This is a genomic window from Rhodanobacteraceae bacterium (genome assembly GCA_024234055.1).
GTDB lineage: Bacteria > Pseudomonadota > Gammaproteobacteria > Xanthomonadales > SZUA-5 > JADKFD01.
In genome coordinates this window covers 279,547-299,293 of record JACKOW010000001.1, presented here as the reverse complement: position 1 = coordinate 299,293, position 19,747 = coordinate 279,547, and the positions used below count along the sequence as shown (strand labels likewise).

The window sequence follows — 19,747 nt, the reverse complement described above, 5'->3', positions numbered from 1 at the left end:
ACCTCGACGCGAAGGACCCGGCCTACCCCATCGCGCCAAGGCCGCGAGCGATCGCGGCCAGAGGCCGCTCCCACAGTAGAGCGGGCGCGGACCGAATCTGTGTACGCGCCCATTGCCTGTGCGCTATCCACTGCAACAGCCGCACACCGACATCACGCCGAACTGGGTGGTGGTCCATTGCCCGTTCCAGCTTTCGCTCTTGGCGCTGCAGATCTGGGGGCAGACCTTCTGGGCTTGCTGGTTGCTGTAGATGGGTCCGGCGGTGACGTCGGCGCAGCTCTGTTGCTTTGCCAAACCCGGCAGGAAGCTGAAGTTGGCGCTGAAGTGTTTGACGGTGGGGGGCTTGGTGCTGTTGTCGGTTTCGGTGTAGGCCAGATTGGCGCCCTTGTGGCAATCGACGCAGTTGCTGGCTTCCAGGCTGGACTGGATGAAGGTCTCCAACGTGCTGTTGACCATGAAGGTGGGCACCGAACCGTTGGTGGGCTGGGTGCCGTCGGGCTCGACGTTTCCGCCCCAGTTGGTGCCGATCAGGTAGTAGTTGGCGAACACCGAATCGATGGCCTTGAGCTGGGCGCGCCAGGCGGTGTTGAGCTGCTGGGTGAGGTGATAGACGTTCCAGCAGCGGGCCACCTGGGTGCCGCATTGATCGCCGCTGGCGGTGGTGGTCAGATAGGCTTGGGCGTAGGGCTGCTGGCGCTCCCAGATGAAGGCGGTGTCGCCCTTGGCCAGCACCGGCGGACTGTTGGTGGTGACGCTGTCGCAGGCGGTGCGGCTGAAGGAGAAGTCACCGGCATTGGGCGCCGGGCACAGGCTGTTGGGAATGGTCTTGTAGCACTTGGCGTCGGTGGCATCGCAGGCGGCGGCGGCGAAGGGCGCGTTGTCCTGATGCTCGAAGCTGGCCCAGATGAATTGCGGCAGCAGATTGTGCTGCTCGGCATTGGCCTGAATGAGATGAAGGCCGACCAGGCCGAGGGTGACTTCGGCGCACAACGGTTTGCCATCGCGCACATAGGCGCCCTGCACGTCGATCAGGCCCTTCGTGTGGAAATAGCGGGCCTCGTCGGCCGGACTGATGATGCGCCACGCGGCCTTGAGCTCCATCGCGCCGGGGGCGCCGTTGGTCTTGCTGGTGTCGCCGGGTGGGAACAGCACGCTGTTGCCGGCCTGGATGAAGGTCTGCTGCCCGGCGTAGGTGTTGAGCCCCTTGCTTTCCAGGTAATCCTGTTCCACCGAATTGAGGCGACGCTCGAACAGCGTCCAGTTGCCCTTGACGTCGATCAGCGGCTGGCCGGTGGCCTGGATGAACTCTTCGTCGCGCGAACCCTGAGCGCCGGATTTGGCGATCACGTTGAAGCGCGGCAGATTGTTCGGATTGGGGCATTCGCCGACCGGTCCGCCGAAGACGTCCTCGGGGCGCGCCCAGGTTTGCCACACGGTGGTGCCGGCGCCGGACAGGCCGGTGCGGGCATCGCTGCCGCTCTGGTTGGCCTGCCAGTTGAGGGCCACGAACATCTGCCAGGACATGTTGTCGAAGGGCGTTTGCACGTCCTCGGCGGCACTGTTGACGAAGTTGCTGAGACCGGCGTAACCGAAACCGGAGTTCAGGCCGGGGTCGGGACCGATGGTGGACGGGATGGTGGCGCAGAGGGTGCTGACGCTGGGGTCGGCGCAGTAGACGGGCTGGGGGACGTAGGGCGCCGGGGCCGGGCTTGTCGTCTCTGCGCTGGTTGGGGGCGGTGATGGGGCTTGTTGGCTGCAGGCGCTGAGCAGCAGCAGAGAAAGAGCAAGAGCGCCGAGTGCAACTCGGCGATCCCAGGGGCGATCCCGGCGGGCTGGGCGATCCGGAGTTGCGGCGGCTGGGCTGTCATTGGTCATCTGGGCTCTCCGGTCATTTGAGTTCAAAGATGCTGCTGTGCTGGTAGCGCGGGATCACGGCGCGGATGAGCACGGTGCGGTGGGGGGCGAAGTAGTGATCGAGCCGGGCGTTGGGAATGACCAGCTCGCCGGTCGAATCCATGGCGCTGCCGAGATAACCGACCGGCTGCTTCTTCGACTGGCTGTACTCGGGCGTGGCGGACACGCTGATGTAGAGCTGCGGAATCTGCGCCTGCAGGGCACGCAGAGCCTTGATGTCCATGTACAGCGCGCGCCAGGCCTTGTTAGGGCCGTAGACGTGGACGTCGGTGACCACCCGCTTGTAGAAATCCTGCTCGAATCGTCGGTTGGCCTTGTCGTTCTTGAGCGGGTCGCGATAGAACTCGAAGAAATAATCCGGCACTTCGTGGCCAAGGTGATCGCTGAGATAGACCACGGTGTTCTGCAGCTGATCGTCGGCCCGGGCTGGATCGGCCTCGGCATTCAGGCGCTGCTGCCAGCGGAATGCACCGCCGACTGCCGCGGGATAGTCGAGATCGGTGATCTGCAGTGCATCGAGCAGCAGGCGATCGCGCAGCTGGTACTTGCCGGAGGAACCCTTGTCGACGATGGAACCGTGGGTATGGCCGGCGAGCACCCCGAAGGCGATGTCGCCATTCACCGCCTGCGAACTGACGCTGGCGACCTGCCCCGGTTGACTGCCGAGTTGCACATCTACCCGCAACGCGCTGAGGTTGGCGGTGCTGATGCGCACGGTGCCATCGGAACCGTCTTCATTGGCGATGGCGCGAATGCCGTCGTAGCCGGTGTCGCCCACCAGCACGGTGGCCAGCACCTTGCCGCTGCCGTACCAGCGCGCGTTGGAATTGAACAGATCGCGATCGGCCAGGGTGGCGGTGTACGGCGAGGCCAGTTCCAGATTGCGCAGCAGCTGGGTGCCGGTCTGGAAGCCGGTGTTCCAGCCCTTGACCGCGCGACCGATGAAACTCTGACCCTTGTGTGCCAGACCCGAGCCGAAGTTGGCCGGCGCCAGCATGACGAAACGCTTGACGGGCACGGTGTCTGGCGTGAAATAGCGGGTCATCCATTCGCGCACCACCAGCGCGCCGGTGCTGTGGACCACCACATCGTGCGCATGCGGGGTGGTCGACAGGCCGTTGGCCATCCATGCCTGCTGCATGGCTTCGGCCAGATCGGTCATGGTCACGTCGTCTTGCAGTGACAACCAGTCGGCCAGATGGATGTCCACCGGCGGCGCCGGCATGCCCGCGGCGATGATCGCCTTGATGTCCTTGAAGGAGGCGAAGTTGTCGCTCCAGCCGTGAAGGATGACGATGGCCATGACGGGTCTCCTGTGAGTCTGCACAGCCGACAGGACAGCACGAAGCGGGTGCTCGACTCTGCGACATCGAACACGCCCCAGACCGGCGATGACGGCCCGGTATCTCTCCTATATGTCGCGAAGGCGGAAAAACTCGCACCCTGGGGGTGAAGTGTCGTGTTGCCTGTGGGAGCGGTTTCAGCCGCGATTGGCTGCGGCGCGCTGTGGGAGCGGCTTCAGCCGCGATTGGCTGTGGCTCTCTGTGGGAGTCCCGGTCGCCCCTGGCGGTGCGTTTGTTCGCGCATCAAACAGGGGGCAGGGGGCGGGGGACCCACGTTGCGGCACGGTCAGATCATGCGTCGAGGTTGGACCCCTGCCCCCTGCCCCTTCAATCCGCGAGATGCTGTCGCGGCTGAAGCCGCTCCCACAGGCCTTGGCCGCGGCAGCTTTGTCGGGCGGTGATGCGGAAGAGCCCCGGTGAGCCGCTGCGCGCCACACCGGGCTACGACGAGAGACCCGGTCAGCTGGGCGGATTGACCGGCTGGAACTGGAAGCTGGGGCCGGTGAGTACGGCGGGATTGGGGATGCCGGCCATCATCGCCTTGGCCTGGCCCTTGAGCGACATCATCACGCCGATGGCCTGGTTGAACTGCTGCTGGCTGTTGTCACCGTTGAACATGGCGTGCAGCGAGATCAGCAGGCTGGCGTAGGTGTAGTTGAAGTTGTCGTTGGCAAAGGCCTGGGCGCTGCCGATGGGATAGCCGGGCGGCACGCCGGGATTGGTGGGCACGGCATACACCCCGGTGGGGTCAAAGGGTACGGGCGCGCCGGTGTAGGCATAGGTGGGTGGATTGGACCCCGGCACCGGCACCAGCAGATGGCCTTTCTGGATCTGCATGAAGCGGTAGTAATGGGCCACTTCGCCATCGCCATCTTCGGGCGAGGTGCTGGTGCCTTCGCCCTGCTCGATGATCACGGAGATGGCTTGCTGGGCGCTGGCGACATCGGTGACGACGATGGCGCCGGGCATGATCTCCGGGCCGATCTGGTTGCGCGGCGGATCGACGAAAGCGCTGTCTCCAAGCTGGCCGATGGCATCGGAGATCGCGGTGTAGAACTCGCCGATGGTGATGGTCTTGCTGACCATCTCGGCCATGGCCGTTGATTTGTACACCAGCGGGTCGGCCGGACTCTCGATCTGCAGGAAAGTCTGCAACTGGGTCATGGAAAACGGGGCCAGGTTGACCGTGAGATCAGCCTCCACACCGCCCGGCAGCGGGCCCGGGTAGGTCGGGACGAAGCCCGGTTTGTCGATGTCGGGAGAGCCGCCGAGGGCGTTCATGACATTCGACGACAGGGTCATGTGCAGCATTTCTTCGAGCACCACCGACTGGATGATCTGGGCGATGGCCGCGTTCTTGGCGGTATCGAGCGAATACAGCGCGTACAGGTACGGCGGTATCGTGGCGTGCTCCAGTTCGATGGCCTGCTGCAGCGAGGCACAGACGGTTTGCGGGGTGATGGCCGGGCCGGTCAGCCCTTCCAGCATTGAGCGTTGCAGGCGGATCATCGGGATTCTCCTTGGCTTTGCAGCACCAGTCGGCGAGCGCGGGCGGCGACTTTTCCGCCTTGCTGGGGTGGCGGGCCCGACGCCAGGGCTTCGGCTGAGGGCGGTGCCGCCTTGCGGGTGGAAGGCGCCACTGCACCGGGCAGCGGATTCTTGAGCCAGGCCAGGATGGCCTTACGCTTGGCCGGCGACAGATCGCGGGTGACCGGCATGGCGTTGGGATTGGCCGGATCGAGCCCGAAGGCCAGCAACAGCAGGTGGGCGTTGGCGACCACCGAATCGTAGTCGGCCAGATTCAGGAAGCGATTCATCACCGGATAGAGATTGGCGTACTGCTGGAAGATCGGCTGCAGATCGGTCCAGGTGATGGGATCGGCCGGTGTGAAGCCACTCCACAGCAGCAGACTGATGAAGTTCAACTCGTTGATCGGACCGACATTCTGCGACGCGTTGGTGAAGGCCGGGCGGATGCCGTAGACCTGGCCGTCGATGCCGTAGTCCAGCCCGTTGTTGAAATAGCGTGGGGTGCCGGGATCGGTCACGGCCAATGTCAGCACGGCCTTGCCGTTGTTGTCGGTGCTTGCCGTGGCGTTGAAGGCCAGCGCGCTGGTCGGTGTGGCTACCGGCGGGCTGGGCGCGACATAGGGAAAACCGCTGCCGGGTTGCAATTGGCTGGGATCGAGCGTGAAGCTGATCGATGCGCCCGGCAGGGGCTGACCAAACTGCGTGGCATAGACCGGGATGTCGACACTGTCGCCCGGACTCATGCGATAGACGAAGCGATCGGCGCGCACCCAGAGGCCATTGCTCCACTCGCTGATCATCGCGCCTGAGGCGCCGGTCAGCAGCAACTGGGAAGTGGCGGCCAACTGCACTTGCGCGGTAGTCAATGGCAGTACGACCACGCCCGCGGTGCGCGTGTACCAGTCGGCATCGGTGGCGTAGCCGCTGGTGCCGGAGGCTGCGATCGTCCCCAGGGCCGTGGTGGTGCCAGCGGGGAAGCCCGGCAGGGCGATCGGGTTGCAGGCACTGAGGGTGAGATCGCCCAGGTTCTGCATGGGGCCGCCTGCGGTGGTGCTGGGCAGTGCATTGCCCAGATCCAGGTACAAACAGTTGGCGGCGGCATCGAGCACGCCCGCGCAGAAATTGATCTGGCCCTGGGGCAGGAAGAAGCTGTTGGACGGCGCCGAGGCAGCCATGAACTGCCGGCCGATCAACAGTTGCTGCGGTTCGCTGGTGCTGGCCGGGCCGATGGTGCCGACAATGCGTCCGGTCATGAAGTCGGGCGAGGTGTAATCGAGGTTGAAGCCGTCGACGTTGAACTTGATCGAGAGCAGACCATCACTGGCGGCGGCCTTGAGCGCTGTCAGAAAGGCAGACCCGGACACATCGGCCCACTGCAGATTGCTCAGTACCGACTGGTACATCGCGCCAGCGACGTTGTCGCCGCCCGACGAAGAACTGGCCCGCGCCCAGATGTCCATGAAGGCGGCGGGATCGTAGTCGGCGCACAGCAAGGTATTGCCGGTGGCATCGGCGATGCGCACCTGCAGGCCCCAGATCTCCGAGCACATCTGCTGCTCGCTATCCAGATCAACCAGCTTGGCGGGCGCCAGGGTGTCGGAATCGGCCACGATGTAGCCGAGTACCGGATCGCTCGCAGTCACGGCGCCGGCGGGTGTCCACGCCGAGGTCACGCTGCAACCAAGCAGCCGCCAGGCGGCATCACCCTGCGGATTGAACCAGCCATTGGGTGGCACCATCCCCGGGCCCTGCATGTTCTGGTACCTGGGCTTGAAGATGGCGTTGTCGAAATGCGCCGGATCGTTGTTGACCGTGGATACATTGGCCTGGAAGCGGCCGGCGAAATGCAGGCGCAAGGCGTTGAGATAGCTCATCTAGGCATCTCCGAATTGGGATGGGAGGAGGTGTAACCACAAGCTGGCCTGTAGGAGCGACCTCGCGTCGCGACCGTCCAGCCGCACGTTCGTAGCAGCAGTCGCGCCACAAGGGCGCTCCTACAGGTGAAAGAAGTCGGCGTTGGGCTCATGCGGACCCCAGATCCATCGCTGGCGAGATGGGTTCATGGAAAGAAGCGCAGCGACGAAGCAATCCAGCGCATCGCCGCACGCCCCTGGATTGCTTCCCCCGGATCAAGTCCGGGGTCGCAATGACGCCGGGGCTCATCGTTCGTGGGCATGGTCGTGCCATCGAGGGTGGCTCGCGAGGAACCACAGGGCCGCCCGAAACTGCGAAAGGGCGAACCGTCATTCCCGCGAAGGCGGGAATCCAGGGGGACCCGACTGGATCCCCGCTTTCGCGGGGATGACGGCTGGCGTTCATGGCCTCAGCGCTCGAAGGGTTCGATCAGGCCGATGGGATTGCCCTCCGGGTCCTTGATCATGGCGAAGCGGTAGCCGTCGACGCTGGCCGGTGCCATGTGTTGCTTGCCGCCGGCGGCCATGGCGCGGGCGATCGCGGTTTCGAGCTTGTCGACCAGCAGGTAGAAGTTGTGGCCGGGTTCGAACCCGGGCACGCGTGGATTGGTCTGGCCGATGCCGCCGAGCAGAGGCTGCGTGCGCACCGGAAAATGTACGTACGAGAAGCCCTCCTGACCGCTGTCGTATTGCCAGCCGAAGACATCGCTGTAGAACTTCTGGCTGCTGGCTTGATCCTTGGCGATGATTTCGAACATTACCGCCGGATGCTGGTTGCTGCGGGACTTGCCGTTGCCGGTGTGCTCACTGCTGCCGTGGCTCTCGCGCACGAATCCAGCATGGCGCGAGAGAAACTGCACGGTGGTGTAGGGACTGTTCTTGCTGGAGACGAAGCGGCTGCCGTAGTCCTCGACGAAACGGGTGAACAGCGGACCGTTGACGTGGTGCAGGAAGGCCTGCGGGTTGCGGTAGACCTCGAAGAACAACAGCAGCTGCGGCGTGGTCGGCGGCAGGGACTGCAGGGCCTCGGCGCCGGGCGGATTCAGGTAGGGTGTGTGCACCAGGTAGGTCAGCGTGTCTGGCTCCTGCATGCGCACGTCAAAGGCCAGTCGCGTGACCGCGGCGTGCACTTCGGCCTCGCAGCCGGGACGAATGAACCACTGCGAGGTCAGGCTGACGGCGGTGGTGACCAGATCATTCATGGGGCGCTCCTTGATCAGCGGCTTGCGCTGACAGCAGTCGTTTCAACATCAGGCGGTGCACGATCCAGAGCACGGCGGGCAGCGTCAGCAAGGCCAGCAAGGTCAAGCCCAGATGTGGCTCGCCGGCGCCCAGCCAGGCACTGGCGCCGTAGAGCAGGCCAACGATCACCGAGGCCAGGGTGGCGCTGGCGAAGGCCGGCAGCGGGTCTAGCCGCATCACGCCGGCCAGCAGAGCGCTGATCTCGGCCAGCACCGGCAACGGGCGAGCGCCCAGAATCCACCACAGTGCGTGGCGACGGGCACCGGTCTGGCTGCGATCCCAGAGTTCCGGGCCGATCCATGCGCGCAGTCGCGCCTCGGGCACCAGCCAGCCGATGCCATAACCGACGGCGAAGGCCAGCAGACATCCGAGGGCCACGGCGATGCCGCCCCAGATCGGGCCTAACCCAAGGCACAGCGCAACATTGACCAGGCTGCTCGGAATGGGCAGCAGCACATCGGCCGCCAGCAAACCGATGCCAACCGCCGCCAGCCACCAGCGCCCATCGCCCGCTTGCAGCCATTGGGGCGCAGCGCGATCCATGGCCTCGCCGAAGAAGGCAAAAGGCAAGAGCACCAGCAGCAGCAGGGCGCCAAGCAAGGAGGCGGCGCGCAACCAACGCAGCCGGTTTGGGTCAAGAACCCAGGTTCGCTGCGTCATCGCAGACTCCATTCGATGGCCAGCCGCAGGCGTCGACCATCCACCCGCGTGCCGATCGTCTCGTCGACCTGGGTGTCGAAGGCGTTGTCCAGCCCCAGCACCAGTTGCACCTCGCGAAAGGACTGCCGCAGCGACAGGTCCAGCGTGGTGGCCGAAGGCAGCCGGCGATCGCCGGTGGGAATCGAGGAATCCAGGCGAGCACCCAGGTGGCGCAGCGCCAGCGACATCTGTCGGCTCTCGCTGAATGGCAGCAACAGCTCTGCGCTGGCCTGCAGTCGCGGCCGGTAGCGCAATTCGACGGCGCCTTGCGGATCGCGCACGCGCATCCAGCTGCCATCCAGCTGCAGTCGCCAGTCGCGCCACAGCATCCCGCTGCTGCGCCACTCGATGCCGTCGGCGTTGATGCGGGCGCGGTTGACCAGTTGCGGCGGCGGACCGGCGTCGAAGTCGATCAGATCCTGATAGCTGGCGCTGAACAGCGTCAGGCGGGTAGGCCAGGCCGAGTCGTCGGCATTGGCGTAGTAAAGCTCGCGCTGCAAGGAACGCTCGGGGGCCAGCTCGGGATTGCCGACCAGCGGATGACCGAGGGCGTAAAAGCTCGGGCGCTTTTCGCTGCGCGCGATGGACGCGCCAACCTGACCGCCGCCTTCACCCAGACGATGTTGCAGCGACAGCATGGGATGCAGGCTGTCGTCGCCATCGCTGGGGTGTTCGTAGCGCAAGCCACTCTGCAGGCTCCAGTCCTCGCGCTGCCAGCGGGCTTCGGCGAAGGCGGCGGTCGTTTCCCGCACCCGCTGGAAGTTCGCCGGCAGCTGGAAGGCGCCGAAATCGATGCGACTGTCGAGCTCGCCATCCTCGCGCTGGTGATCCAGACCCAGCGTGAACTGCCAGTTGTCACCGGCTGGGATCCACCAATCCGCATGCAGCTCATCGCGGCGGTAATCGCTGCGACTCGCCAATGCCGGCAGACCGAAGGGATCGCGCAATCCCGGCGCCACCCCTGGGGAATCGTCGTCACTGCTGCGCGCGGATGTGACCGCCTGCAACTGCACGCTGCCACCCGCAGTCGTGGCCCATTCGGCGCGCAACGACAGCTGTCGGCTGCGGCCGCGGCGCGATTCCAGATCACGCAGGACGGCGAGGCGCGCGCCGCCGCTGTCGTCGGGGAAACCGCGGTTGTCGCTGTCGGACAGGCGCGCGCTGGCGTGCGCGGAAAATCCTTCGTCCACGACATGATCCCAACCGGCGTTGAGCGCTCGGGCGCGGTGGAATCCTTCGTCACCCTCGCCGTCTTCGCGATGGCTGGCACTGACCCGCCATTCCGCTTGTGACCAGGCGGCGTGCGCGCCAAGCAAGCCGTCAGCACCGACGACGGCGCCAAACCCGCCACCCTCGCTGCCGCGACGGGTATGGATGTGGATCAATCCGGCGATGGCCTCGGCGTTGACCACGCTGGCATTGCCGCGGACGATCTCGATGCGCTCGATGTCGTCGATCGACAGGGTATTGAGATCGACGGCACTGCCGCGGGAGGACAGCGGGTCGTTCTGGCGCACGCCATCGATCAGCACCACGGTGTGACTGGGATCGGCGCCGCGCAGATAGAGCGACCCGTAGCCGCCGCTGGCGCTGCTGCGATCGATGACGATGCCCGCCTGACGGCGCAGGATGTCGCTGAGGCTGAGGCCATGAAGCGCAGCCAGATCGGCCCGACTGAGCAGGGTCACGCTCTGGGTGGAAGCCGCCGGCGTGGTCGGCAAGCGCGTGGCGGTGACTTGCTGGGCTGGGAGCACGGGCTCGGCCTGGGCGATGTTGATTCCCAGGCTGACGAACAGCAAGACGTAAGCTATTGATGCGTCATTGCGAGGCGCAAAGCGACGTCGCAATCCAGGCACTTGCAGCACTGCTGCTGGATCGCTTCGCTCCGCTCTCCGTGAATCCATATCGCATGTCGTTGATTTTCCGTTGTAGGTCACGTTGCTCGCGTAGCGAGCTACGTGACGCATGTCGATGTCACGTAGCCCGCTCACGCGGACAACGTGACCTACCACGGCCGGTTCACGACCCGTGTGCCGTATCGGTCGGGCACCGGTGGCTCGCGACAACCCCGGGTGCGCCTGTGGCAAACCCATGCTACTGAACCTGCCCCGCACTAGCGCACGTCCGCGCGCGCCTGCGCGCCCACGACCAGCTTCCATCCTTCGGCAGCCGTGCCCTTCAGATCCAGATGCGCCGCCAGATAGTGCAGGCGCTCGGTATCCGTCGTCGGCGTGCCCTTGGGATCGGCATTGGCGGCGGTGCAATAGCGATCCTGCTGGTAGAAGGGCGGGATCGACTGGTAATGGAGCTGCGCCGTGACATAAGCCGGCTTGGCCCCAAGGCCGCTGACCACGTAGTCGAGGCGGTCGATGCCCGAGCCGTTCTGGTAATCCGGGTCGCTGGCCGCCTCGCCTTCCGGGCCCACTGCCACGCCGAGGTTCTCGTCCATCGGGAAAGGTCCGTCGCCGTGCGAGTGCAGGGGCGTCCGGTCACCCAGTGCCGCGGCAATGGCGATGCGTTCCGGCTCGGGCAGGAAGCCGCGCGGTTGCAGGCGGTTGTCCTTGGGATGGGCGTTGATGCTGAGGAAACTCGTGGTCAGCTGACCCGCGGCGTCGGTGATCAATTCCTGATAGATCTGGGCCTGATTTTCGGCGTTGATCGTTTCGAAGTGCGGTTGCCAGGCGTTGGGCAGACGGGCACGGCAGGTCTGGTCCCACCAGAACTCGCCGGCCACCGCTTGCTGGTTCTGGTCGACGATGACGCCCTGATCGTTGCTGCGCCCGGAAGCCCAGATCACGCTCCCTTTGGCATCGTGTACCCGGAATTCGATGAAGGCGCGCCGGAAACTCACGCCCGACGGAAACTTGTGCCCGGTGAGGTTGCTGACACTGACCCGTGCACGCAGCGTTCCATTGGCCTCGTCCCATTCGGGCACCACCACCAGCTGCGCCGTGTGCTTGCGCGCCTGCTCCACCATCGCATTTTCGGTGACCTGCAGCGGCGCCACATTCATGCCCACCAGGCCAGGATCCTGGCTGCGAATACCCAGGATCTCGGGCTTCTGCTGGGCCATTTCGGTCAGGAAGACATTCAGCCCGACCAGTTGATGCTGAGCGTAGGGCGAACGCACGGGCAGATCGATCTCGGCCGCCGGCAGGCGGTAATCGGTCTGCGGGTAGTTGCTGTACTCCTCGATGGAAGCAATCTTGCTCGCCAGGGCATTGCCCGCTGAATCGGTGCTGGGCATATGGCATTGCTGACAGCTGAGCGGCGTATCGCCGGGTCCGCTCGGCAACAGCTGATCGCCGAGCCAGCCCGTACGGAAGGCGCTGAACACCCACTCGGGATAGGTGGTCTGCTCATAACGCTTGGGGAAGCAGCGGAAGGGATCGGCTGGATCGGTTTGCGGCAGGCAGCGATCTTCAGGCTGCGGGCGATCCAGCACCGGCAGATGGATGCTGTGGCAGGAACCGCAGACTTCAGAACTGCGGATGGCCTCGTTGTGCTCGGGAATCACCCGCAGCGAGTTGGCCATCGGCTTGGTCAGCGGATCGGGGAAAGGCCCATTGAGGGTGTCTGGCGATCCCAGCGGGAAGCTGCCGCTAAAAGTGGCCGCAAAGCCGGTGAAGGTGGGATTGAGGCTCTGCTGCTTCTGCTTGATGCAGGTGTTCCACGGCGCATCGGCAAACTTGTCTGCCTCCTCGAACAAGGCCAGCTGGTGACAGGTGGAGCAGGAAATGCCGTCACGGGCGAGACCGGCGTAACTGGCTGCCTGGGCTTGATGCGGCCAGTTCTGATCGGTGTAGGGGAAAGGCACGATGTTGGCCTCGGCGCGCGAGAACTGGGCGCAGCTGCCGGTTTCGGCATGGCTGTCGATGGCCTTCTGGCGCTGGCCCATGTTGCCATGGCACTGCAGGCAGGTGTCCTGGATCAGCGCGCGCACCGCCGCCTTCTGCTTGCCGTCGGCGCGGCGGTTCCAGTCGGCATGGATGATCTGCTCACTCTCCAGCTGTGAGTAGAAGATCGGATCACGCCCGGCCAGTCCCATGGGCGAAGAGCTCCACATCGAGTACGGCGAGAGGCTCACCGGCTTGCCCTCGCCGCCCGCGCCCAGTGGTCCGGGCGTGAAATCGAGCATGTCCAGCTGCAAGCCGGTGGCATTGGCCTGATGACAGCCCACGCACTGGGTGGAGGTCAGGAAATGATCCACAGGACCAGTGCCCGGAATCAGCACGCTGTCGTAGGTCTGCGAGGGCATGTTGGCGGGCACCGGCAGATCTGACTTTGATTTGCTCTTGTTCTGCACCGGCCAGGCGAAAGTGTCGACAAAGCCGGCATCAGCCACTGCCAGGGCCTCGTCGACGGGTATCAACTCGGTCAGCGGAATGGCCAGGCTGCGATGATGTTCGCGATCGGCATCCTGCCCGTCCGGCGAAGACCCCGCCGATGAGGCGGATTTCTGTGCCACCCCCATGCCCATGGGCGCCTGGGTGGACATCGGCGGCAGTTGGGTGACGAAAGTGGCGGGATGACCATCGATGTTGTTCATCGAGGCAAAGGTGCTGCCGGGGGTGGTCGAACCATGGCAGTTCAAGCAGAAACCCTGGCCGCCATCGCCCATGCTGGTCAGTCCATTGGCCTTGCCTGCGGGCCAGTCGATCACCGCGCCCTTGCCGTACCAGCCAGTGAACCAGCCGGTGGAAAAGCTCTTCGAATCGCGGATGAAGATCACTGCGCCGCTGCTGCCGGGCGCCTTGCAGTCAAAGCATTCGCCTCGATACAACGAGGCCGGCGCCGGCCACATCTCCTTGACCATGATCGCGCCCTCGGGAATCGCTGGCGGATCGGCCGGCGCGTCTTCCTCGTTGGCGGGCCGGTTGACCGCCATCCAGTCGCGCATCGCCGGCGAATACCAGACCCGCGCCACCACGTGCGAGCTCAGACTCTTGCCGCTGAACTTGCCGTTCGCAAAGGTGCTGACAAAGGGCCCGGTATCGCGGGCCGTGGCGTCGTGCGGCCAGTCGTAGCGGCCGTCGCTGATCAGACGATAGCAATAGCCCCCCATCCAGTCGCCGACGAGCTTCTCGAAACGGTCGAGCTGGATTTGCCCGCCCGACACGAAGCGGGCCGGACGCTCAAGCTCGGTCTGCCACTTCAGGCATTGCGCGCGATCAGCCGGTGTGGCCGGCCCAACCAGCGGACAGGACTGCGCCGCGGCGCAGGAAGGTGCGGTCTCAGCCGCGTTTGCCGCCGGCACAGTGCCGAGCAGCGCCCACATCGCCAGAATCAGTCGTCGCATCTCTCGCCCCCGGGTTTACGAGCTGCGAGTATGAATGTCGCCCGAGTCAGAAATGTCTCAGGCACGGGGCTGTGGGAGCAACCGGAACTCCCACAGTTGCCTCTACGCGGGCATCGGCGCGTGCTGTGGTTTCTTCAGCGCATTGATCGCTTCGCTGATGCCGCCTAGCGTCAGCGGGAACATGCGTTCGCCGAAAAGGCGGGCGATGTGGGTGATGGTGGGAGTGTAGTTCCAGTACTCGCGTTCGGTCGGGTTGAGCCACACTGATCGCGGCCAGGTGGCGAGTACCCGCTGTAACCAGACCATGCCGGATTCCTCGTTCCAGCCTTCGATGGAGCCGCCGGGTTCCAGCAGTTCCAGCGGACTCATGCTGGCATCGCCGACGAAGATCACCCGGTAGTCAGCGGGGTATTTGTGCAGCAGCTCCGTGGTCGGGGTGCTCTCCTGCCAGCGTCGGCGATTGTCCTTCCACACCCGGTCGTACAGGCAGTTGTGGAAGTAGAAGTGTTCGAAATGCTTGAACTCGGCCTTGGCCGCCGAGAACAGCTCTTCGCAGACGCGGATGTGCTCGTCCATCGAGCCGCCGATGTCGATGAACAACAGCAGCTTGATGGCGTTGTGGCGTTCGGGCCTGAGCTTGAGATCCAGCCAGCCAGCGTTCCTGGCGGTAGCGCTGATGGTGCCATCCAGATCCAACTCTTCGGCAGCGCCCTCGCGCGCAAACTTGCGCAAGCGCCGCAGTGCGATCTGGAAATTGCGCCTACCCAGTTCGACTTCATCATCGAGATTGCGGTACTCGCGCTTCTCCCAGACCTTGGCCGCCCTACCCTGCTGGGACTTTCCCCCGATGCGCACGCCCTCGGGATGGAAGCCGCCATGACCGAAGGGTGAAGTTCCACCGGTGCCGATCCAGCGATTGCCGCCGCTGTGGCGCTCGGTCTGCTCCTCCATGCGCTTGCGCAGCTCGTCCATGAGCTTTTCCAGCGACCCGAAGGCCTCCAGTTTGGCCTTCTCCTCTTCAGTCAGCTCGCGGCCAAAAGTCTCGCGCAGCCAGTCGGCCGGAATCTCCTTGAGCCAGTCCGGCACCTTGTCGGCCGCGCCCTCGAAAAAGGCCTGGAAGGCGCGATCGTAGCGATCGTACAGGCCTTCATCCTTGATCAGCGCCGAGCGCGCCAGTACATGAAAGTCGTCGATCGACAGCTGCGCATGACCCTGCTTGAGCGCCTGCAACAGCACCAGAAATTCGCCCAGACCGATTTTCAGGCCGAAGGCGCGCAGGGTGAGGAGGAAGCGGATCAGCATTCTGGTTGTCGGTTGCTGGCTGTTGGAAAAGGAGATTTCACGCGGAGACGCGGAGGCCGCGGAGTAGCGCCAAGCGTAGGTCATGTTGCCCGCGTAGCGGGCTACGTGACATCAATGCCCACAGAATCATGTTGCCCTCAATTGGCTCGAGGGGCAACGGTTGGCCCCGTGCGTCACGTAGGCCCTTCGGGCCAACGTGACCTACGAAATAGCTGCTCTTCTCCGCGACCTCCGCGCCTCCGCGTGAGTCAGCTTTTGCTCTTTCCGACAACCGACAACCCATCAACCCCTACGCCGCCTTGCGCAGCCCCGGCTGGCGCCATTGCGCCAGCAACTCGGTCCAGCGTGCCTGTGCCCGGGCGATGCTGGCTTCCTTGATGTGGCCGTAGCCGCGGATCTGCTCCGGCACTTCGGCGATGGCGACGGCCAGATCCAGATTGTCGGGGTTGAGGGCGTTCAGCAGCTCGGTGATGCGCTTGCTGTAGTCCTCGATCAGCTGGCGTTCGGCCTTGCGTTCGGCGGTCTTGCTGAAGACATCCCACCAGGCGCCGCGGTGTTTGCGCAATCGGGCCAGCACGGCGAAGGCCTTGAACACCCAGGGTCCGAACTCGGCCTTCTTCAGGTGTCCGGTGACCGGGTCCTTTTTCGCGAACAGCGGCGGCGCCAGATTGAATTTCACCGTGTAGTCGCCGTCGAAAGTCTGTTCCAGACGCTGGCGGAACTCGCCCGAGGCATACAGCCGGGCGACTTCGAACTCGTCCTTGTAGGCCATCAGCTTGCTGAGATATCGGGCCACGCTGGCCGTCAGGCGGGTGCTGCCCGGCACCTTCTGCGCCTCGGCGCTGCGTACCTGTTCGACGAAGCCCCGGTAGCGGCCGGCATAGGCGGCATCCTGCCAGTCGGTCAAGTAAGCCACCCGGCGGGCAATCAATTCGTCCAGCGTGTCGGCCACACCGGCATCGCTCCAGGCGATAGCGTCGCTGACGGTGACGGTCTTGATTGGCAGCAGCTTGGGGCGCTTGAGTCCGGCGGCTTCCTGCACTGCGGACGGATCGTGCGCCGCCAATCGGCCCCAGGCAAAGGCCTTCTTGTTCATGTCCACCGCAGCGCCATTCAGCTCGATGGCGCGCATCAGGGCGTCCAGACTGACCGGCACCAGTCCCTTCTGCCAGGCGTAGCCCAGCACGAACAGATTGGTGGCAATGGAATCGCCGAGCAGATTGGTGGCGATCGTGGTGGCGTCGAGCACATCCAGATTCTGATGCCCGAGCGCCAGACCGATGGCATCGAGCATCTGCTGCAACGGGAACTGCAGATCGGGTTCGCGGGTGAAACTGCCGGGATAGCTCTGGTACTGATTGATCACCGCGTGGGTGCGGGATTCGCGGATCTTGCTCAAGGCCCAGTAATCGTTGACCACCACCACATCGCAGCCAATCACCAGATCCGCTTCACCGGCAGCGATGCGCACGGCGTGGATGTCGCCGGGCTCGCGGGCGATACGCACGTGGCAGGTCACCGCGCCGCCCTTCTGCGCCAATCCGGTCTGATCCAGCACCGACACGCCCTTGCCTTCGAGATGTGCGGCCATGCCGAGCAGCGCGCCAATGGTGACCACGCCGGTGCCGCCGACACCAGTGATCAGCACATTCCAGGGCTGGGCCAGATCACCCTTGATCACGGGCAGCGGCAGGCGATCAAAGCCCGGATCGATGGCCGAGGCCTTGCGCTTCTTCAAGCCGCCGCCGTGCACGGTAACGAAGCTCGGGCAGAAGCCCTTGACGCAGGAAAAGTCCTTGTTGCAGGAATTCTGGTCGATGGCGCGCTTGCGCCCGAACTCGGTCTCCACCGGCAGGATCGACACGCAGTTGGACTGTACCCCGCAATCGCCGCAGCCCTCGCATACCGCCTGATTGATGAAGCTGCGCTTGGGCGGATCGACCATCAGCTTGCGCTTGCGCCGACGGCGCTTCTCGGCGGCACAGGTCTGCTCGTAGATGAGCACGGTGACACCTTTTTCTTCACGCAGTTCGCGCTGCACGCGGTCGAGCTCATCGCGGTCGGCCAGATGCACGCCGTGCGTGCTCAGCACCGAGTTGCCGCGGTACTTGTCCGGGTCGTCCGACAACAGCCAGATCTTCTGGACACCCTCGGCGTGCACCTGGCGGATCAGGTCGTCCACCGACAGCGTGCCGTCCACCGGCTGGCCACCGGTCATGGCCACGGCATCGTTGTAGAGAATCTTGAAGGTGATGTTGACCTTGGCCGCCACGCAGGAACGGATGGCCAGCGAACCCGAGTGGAAATAGGTGCCGTCTCCCAGGTTCTGGAAGATGTGGGCCGTGTCGGTGAAAGGCGACTGGCCGATCCAGGGCACACCCTCGCCGCCCATCTGGGTGAAGGTCTCGGTGCGCCGGTCCATCCAGGTGACCATGTAATGGCAACCGATGCCGGCGGCGGCGCGCGAGCCTTCCGGCACCACGGTGGAGGTGTTGTGCGGGCAGCCTGAGCAATAGTGAGCCGGACGGGCGAAGTTGGCGCGTGGCAGCGCCAGCTCGCGCTCCTTGTCCTCGATCCAGCGCAAACGCTCCTGGATGCGCTCGCTGGTGTAGAAGCGGTTCAGGCGCGCGGCGATGACCAGGGCAATGGTCGGCGGCGTCAACTCACCGGTGGAGGGCAGCACCCAGTTGCCGGCTTCGTCGTATTTGCCGACGATGGAAGGCCGGGTGGCTTCGGCCCAGTTGTACATATGTTCTTTCAGCTGGGCTTCGAGGAAGGAGCGCTTCTCCTCGACCACGATGATGTCGTCCAGACCCTGGGCGAAAGCCCGCAAGCCATCGGGTTCGATCGGCCAGGTCATGCCGGCCTTGTAGACGCGGATGCCGATGTCGCGGCAGGCCTCGCGATCCAGACCCAGATATTCCAGTGCCTGCAGCACGTCCAGATAACTCTTGCCGGTGGTGATGATGCCCAGGCGCGCGCGCGGTGAATCGAAGACCACGCGATCGATGCCATTGGCCTTGGCGAAGGCCACTGCGGCATGCATGGCGTACTGATGCAGACGCAGTTCCTGATTCATCGGCGGATCCGGCCAGCGGATGTTCAAGCCGCCCGCCGGCAGGACGAAATCGGTGGGGATGACGATGTCGAGCTGGTGCGGATCGACATTGACCGAGGCCGAGGATTCCACGGTTTCGGCGATGGTCTTGAAGCCGACCCAGCGACCGCTGAAACGGCTCATGGCCCAGCCCAGCATGCCCATGTCGAGGATGTCCTGAACCCCGGCCGGATTCAGGATCGGCATCATGGCCGAGATGAACTCGTGCTCGGACTGGTGCGGCAGCGTCGACGATCGACAGGCGTGATCATCGCCTGCCAATACCAGCACTCCGCCATGCTTGCTGGTGCCAGCCGCGTTGGCGTGCTTGAGCACGTCGCCGCTGCGATCCACACCCGGACCCTTGCCGTACCACATGCCGAACACGCCATCGAATCTGGCGCCCGGGAACAGGTTGACCTGCTGGCTGCCCCACACGGCAGTTGCTGCCAGGTCCTCGTTCAGGCCGGCGGCGAATTCGATGTTGGCGGCCTTGAGGTGCTTGCGGGCACTCCACAGCGCCTGGTCGAGGCCACCCAGCGGCGAGCCGCGATAGCCCGATACAAAACCGGCGGTGTTCAGGCCAAGTGCCCGATCGCGCATCTGCTGCATCAGCGGCAGGCGCACCAGCGCCTGCACACCCGACAGGTAGATGCGGCCCTGCGCACGGGTGTACTTGTGATCCAGCGAATAGTCACGATCGATGGTCACCATCGGTGCCGTGGTGGTGGTCATGGCGTAATCCTTCAGGAATCAGTGATGACGGTGAGGCCGGCGCGGGTCGCGGCAGCGGCCAGTTCGGGATCCAGCGTGGCCAGCGGCAAGCGCGTGCGGATGGCCAGATCCAGATAGACGAAATCGTAGGGGGTGAGCAGATGCCGCAGCGCGCCGCGCACCAGATCGGCGGTGTTCAGCGACAGCGTTTCGTAGCGGATGGGCAGGCGGTCGAAATCATTGAGCAGCCGATCGAGCAGTTTGCTGTCAGTCTGGCGGCGACGAAAGGCGCGCGTCAGCACATTGGCGAATTCAGCCTTCAGCAGCATCGGCGCCGACAGCCTCAGATCGGACAGGGCGCTGAGCACGCGCTCGGCCACCGGACTGCGTTCGTCAGGCAGAAACCAGGCAGCGACGATGGAGCTGTCGATGATCAGCTCGGTGGGGATGGCGGCTGGCAGCGTCATGGTGCGGGGCACGGGGCAGGGGGCACGGGGCACGGGAAGAGCGGGCGATTCGCGGCGCCTGTGGCTTGCGAATTGGGGCACGGGGAAGGGGGCACGGGACACGGGAAGAGCGGGCGCGGCGAAGGCTCTGAGGAGGGCCGCGCGCCTGCGCGGCCGCTTTTGCCCTCCGGCGTTGAGAAGCAACAGCGGCGCCGCAGGCGCGGCGCCCTCCACAAAGTCACGGGCTC

Annotated in this window: 11 protein-coding genes; all 11 read right to left on the bottom strand. The window is 64.7% G+C overall.

The features are described from left to right. Nucleotides 1–123: 123 nt before the first annotated feature. The 11 genes from H7A19_01240 to H7A19_01190 all read right to left on the bottom strand — a co-directional run bounded on the left by H7A19_01240 (nt 124) and on the right by H7A19_01190 (nt 19,520). Nucleotides 124–1,875, bottom strand: a complete 1,752-nt coding sequence (locus H7A19_01240; protein MCP5473452.1) for a mannan-binding lectin — start codon at nt 1,873–1,875, stop codon at nt 124–126. 13 nt (nt 1,876–1,888) lie between these two features. Then, a complete protein-coding gene (locus tag H7A19_01235) occupies nt 1,889–3,217 on the bottom strand; it encodes an alpha/beta hydrolase (GenBank protein ID MCP5473451.1) in 1,329 nt (442 codons plus the stop codon). 499 nt (nt 3,218–3,716) lie between these two features. Next, nucleotides 3,717–4,766 carry a ferritin-like protein gene (locus tag H7A19_01230; GenBank protein ID MCP5473450.1) on the bottom strand — a complete coding sequence of 350 codons (1,050 nt, stop codon included), beginning with the start codon at nt 4,764–4,766 and terminating at the stop codon, nt 3,717–3,719. Further along, on the bottom strand, nt 4,763–6,661 hold the full coding sequence (locus H7A19_01225; protein MCP5473449.1) for a hypothetical protein: 1,899 nt from the start codon (nt 6,659–6,661) through the stop codon (nt 4,763–4,765). Before H7A19_01225 ends, H7A19_01230 begins: the two co-directional genes overlap by 4 nt. Nucleotides 6,662–7,110: 449 nt before the next feature. Next, on the bottom strand, nt 7,111–7,902 hold the full coding sequence (locus tag H7A19_01220) for a VOC family protein (GenBank protein MCP5473448.1): 792 nt from the start codon (nt 7,900–7,902) through the stop codon (nt 7,111–7,113). Continuing rightward, a complete protein-coding gene (locus tag H7A19_01215; GenBank protein ID MCP5473447.1) occupies nt 7,895–8,602 on the bottom strand; it encodes a VTT domain-containing protein in 708 nt (235 codons plus the stop codon). The genes H7A19_01220 and H7A19_01215 overlap by 8 nt, the downstream gene beginning before the upstream one ends. After that, complete coding sequence (locus tag H7A19_01210) at nt 8,599–10,497, bottom strand: TonB-dependent receptor (protein ID MCP5473446.1); 1,899 nt, start codon at nt 10,495–10,497, stop codon at nt 8,599–8,601. The genes H7A19_01215 and H7A19_01210 overlap by 4 nt, the downstream gene beginning before the upstream one ends. 257 nt (nt 10,498–10,754) lie before the next feature. Beyond that, on the bottom strand, nt 10,755–13,940 hold the full coding sequence (locus H7A19_01205; protein MCP5473445.1) for a hypothetical protein: 3,186 nt from the start codon (nt 13,938–13,940) through the stop codon (nt 10,755–10,757). A gap of 102 nt (nt 13,941–14,042) precedes the next feature. After that, on the bottom strand, nt 14,043–15,242 hold the full coding sequence (locus tag H7A19_01200) for a VWA domain-containing protein (GenBank protein MCP5473444.1): 1,200 nt from the start codon (nt 15,240–15,242) through the stop codon (nt 14,043–14,045). Between the two features lie 289 nt (nt 15,243–15,531). After that, nucleotides 15,532–19,074, bottom strand: a complete 3,543-nt coding sequence (locus tag H7A19_01195; protein MCP5473443.1) for an indolepyruvate ferredoxin oxidoreductase family protein — start codon at nt 19,072–19,074, stop codon at nt 15,532–15,534. A gap of 11 nt (nt 19,075–19,085) precedes the next feature. Then, nucleotides 19,086–19,520 carry a type II toxin-antitoxin system VapC family toxin gene (locus H7A19_01190; protein MCP5473442.1) on the bottom strand — a complete coding sequence of 145 codons (435 nt, stop codon included), beginning with the start codon at nt 19,518–19,520 and terminating at the stop codon, nt 19,086–19,088. Between the last annotated feature and the right edge of the window lie 227 nt (nt 19,521–19,747).

Bases quoted from the DNA above. Each gene is read 5' to 3' on its own strand.
- H7A19_01240 (MCP5473452.1), bottom strand. From the start codon at position 1,875: ATGACCAATGACAGCCCAGCCGCCGCAACTCCGGATCGCCCAGCCCGC.
- H7A19_01235 (MCP5473451.1), bottom strand. From the start codon at position 3,217: ATGGCCATCGTCATCCTTCACGGCTGGAGCGACAACTTCGCCTCCTTC.
- H7A19_01230 (MCP5473450.1), bottom strand. From the start codon at position 4,766: ATGATCCGCCTGCAACGCTCAATGCTGGAAGGGCTGACCGGCCCGGCC.
- H7A19_01225 (MCP5473449.1), bottom strand. From the start codon at position 6,661: ATGAGCTATCTCAACGCCTTGCGCCTGCATTTCGCCGGCCGCTTCCAG.
- H7A19_01220 (MCP5473448.1), bottom strand. From the start codon at position 7,902: ATGAATGATCTGGTCACCACCGCCGTCAGCCTGACCTCGCAGTGGTTC.
- H7A19_01215 (MCP5473447.1), bottom strand. From the start codon at position 8,602: ATGACGCAGCGAACCTGGGTTCTTGACCCAAACCGGCTGCGTTGGTTG.
- H7A19_01205 (MCP5473445.1), bottom strand. From the start codon at position 13,940: ATGCGACGACTGATTCTGGCGATGTGGGCGCTGCTCGGCACTGTGCCG.
- H7A19_01200 (MCP5473444.1), bottom strand. From the start codon at position 15,242: ATGCTGATCCGCTTCCTCCTCACCCTGCGCGCCTTCGGCCTGAAAATC.
- H7A19_01195 (MCP5473443.1), bottom strand. From the start codon at position 19,074: ATGACCACCACCACGGCACCGATGGTGACCATCGATCGTGACTATTCG.
- H7A19_01190 (MCP5473442.1), bottom strand. From the start codon at position 19,520: ATGACGCTGCCAGCCGCCATCCCCACCGAGCTGATCATCGACAGCTCC.